The organism is Nonomuraea sp. NPDC003560, from assembly GCF_042878785.1.
In the GTDB taxonomy this organism is placed as follows: Bacteria; Actinomycetota; Actinomycetes; order Streptosporangiales; family Streptosporangiaceae; genus Nonomuraea.
Genome location: NZ_JBIAOF010000038.1, coordinates 1 through 1,539, shown reverse-complemented (window position 1 = coordinate 1,539; position 1,539 = coordinate 1). Strand labels below are relative to the sequence as shown.

Here is a 1,539-nt window from a genome sequence, read left to right as displayed (position 1 = left end):
CAGCAGCCGCTCCTCCGGGGTCAGCTCGGTCTCGCCCTTCGGGGTGACCTTGCCGACCAGGATGTCGCCGGGCACGACCTCGGCGCCGATCCGGACGATGCCGCGCTCGTCGAGGTCGGCCAGGATGTCCTCGGAGACGTTGGGGAGGTCCCGGGTGATCTCCTCCGGGCCCAGCTTGGTGTCGCGGGCGTCGACCTCGTGCTCCTCGATGTGGATCGAGGACAGCACGTCGTCCTGGACCAGGCGCTGGGACAGCACGATCGCGTCCTCGTAGTTGTGGCCCTCCCACGGCATGAACGCCACCAGCAGGTTCTTGCCGAGCGCCATCTCACCCTCGTCGGTGCAGGGGCCGTCGGCGATGACCTGGCCGGCCTCCACCCGGTCGCCCTCGGCGACGATGGGCTTCTGGTTGAAGGAGGTGCCCTGGTTGGAGCGCCTGAACTTGGCGACCCGGTAGGTGGTGCGCGAGCCGTCGTCGTTCATGACGGTGACGTAGTCGGCCGAGACCTCCTCCACCACGCCGGCCTTCTCGGCGCTGATGACGTCCCCGGCGTCGGTCGCGGCACGGTACTCCATGCCGGTGCCGACCAGCGGCGCCTCGCTGCGGATCAGCGGCACCGACTGGCGCTGCATGTTCGCGCCCATCAGGGCCCGGTTGGCGTCGTCGTGCTCCAGGAACGGGATCATCGCGGTGGCCACCGACACCATCTGGCGCGGCGACACGTCGATGTAGTCCACCTCGCGGGAGGCCACGTAGTCGGTCTCGCCGCCCTTGGTGCGGACCAGGACGCGGGCGTCGGTCAGCTCGCCGTCCGCGCCGAGGGACGAGTTCGCCTGGGCGACGACGAACCGGTCCTCCTCGTCGGCCGTCAGGTAGTCGATCCGTTCGGTCACCCGGCCGTCGACGACCTTGCGGTAGGGCGTCTCGATGAAGCCGAAGGCGTTGAGCCGGCCGAAGCAGGCGAGGTAACCGATGAGGCCGATGTTCGGGCCCTCGGGCGTCTCGATCGGGCACATCCGGCCGTAGTGGGACGGATGCACGTCACGGACCTCCATCCCGGCCCGCTCACGGGACAGGCCGCCGGGGCCCAGGGCGTTCAGCCGCCGCTTGTGCGTCAGCCCGGCCAGCGGGTTGATCTGGTCCATGAACTGCGACAGCTGCGAGGTGCCGAAGAACTCCTTCATCGACGCCACCACCGGCCGGATGTTGATCAGGGTCTGCGGCGTGATCGCCTCGACGTCCTGGGTGGTCATCCGCTCGCGGACGACGCGCTCCATGCGGGCCAGGCCCAGCCGGACCTGGTTCTGGACGAGCTCGCCGACGCTGCGGATGCGCCGGTTGCCGAAATGGTCGATGTCGTCGAGCTCCACGACGGCCTCGCCCATGGACGTCTCCCCCGCGTGCAGCCGCACCAGGTACTCGATCATCGAGACGACGTCGTCCTCGGTCAGCGTGCCCTGCGTGATCTCGGAGTCGACCCCGAGCTTCTTGTTGATCTTGTAGCGGCCCACCTTGGCCAGGTCGTACCGCTTGGGGTT

1 protein-coding gene is annotated in these 1,539 nt (G+C 68.9%); it reads right to left on the bottom strand.

All coding sequences use genetic code 11. From position 1 onward, the window contains the following. On the bottom strand, positions 1–1,539 hold a 1,539-nt coding region (gene rpoB, locus ACFYUV_RS51400; RefSeq protein WP_387683445.1), incomplete at both ends, for a DNA-directed RNA polymerase subunit beta.